This is a genomic window from Pseudomonas sp. EA_65y_Pfl1_P113, assembly GCF_963970525.1.
Lineage (GTDB): Bacteria > Pseudomonadota > Gammaproteobacteria > Pseudomonadales > Pseudomonadaceae > Aquipseudomonas > Aquipseudomonas tritici.
This window is the reverse complement of sequence record NZ_CAXAQM010000349.1, coordinates 1-529: the sequence shown is the minus strand read 5'-3', so window position 1 is coordinate 529 and position 529 is coordinate 1. Positions and strand designations below refer to the sequence as shown.

The following is a 529-nucleotide window of genomic DNA, read 5'->3' as shown; positions in this document are numbered from 1 at the left end:
GCATGGCCCGCCGTCGCGGCATAGGCGCGGATCGCGGGCAACAACGCGCGGCCCTGCTGGGCACGGGCGCCGGCGATGCCGCGCATCGCATTGACCACCGCACCGAGTTGCCGCACCGTGGCGATCCGTCGCCCGACAGTGGCCAGACGATCGCTCATGTCGCGGCGCCAGCGCTGGAACTGGCGATCATCCGCTTTACGGCCGCCAACAATGCGGCCCGCAACGTCGCATCCATTGTCCCCTTTTCCTCGACCTGCCCTATGAGCTCGGCGGCATTGGCATCGAGCCATGACGGCAGCGTCGCGCGGATCGCAGCGATGTCGGGGATCGCCAGGGCATCCAGGAGGCCCTCCGTGAGCGCGATTGCCAGCGCCACCTGATCCACGACCCGCAGAGGCTGGAAGCGCGGCTGGGAGAGCAATGCGCGCAGCCGCCTCCCACGCTCGATCTGGGCCTTCACGCGCGGCTCTGGCTGCTCGCCGAAGCGGGTGAACATCTCGAGTTCGAGGAACTGGGCATAGTCGAGCCG

Annotated in this window: 1 pseudogene; it reads right to left on the bottom strand. The window is 68.8% G+C overall.

Annotated elements, in window-relative coordinates:
- Positions 1-154 precede the first annotated feature (154 nt).
- Positions 155-529 (bottom strand): annotated as a pseudogene (locus AACY52_RS29985) (F0F1 ATP synthase subunit alpha); the annotation flags it as partial.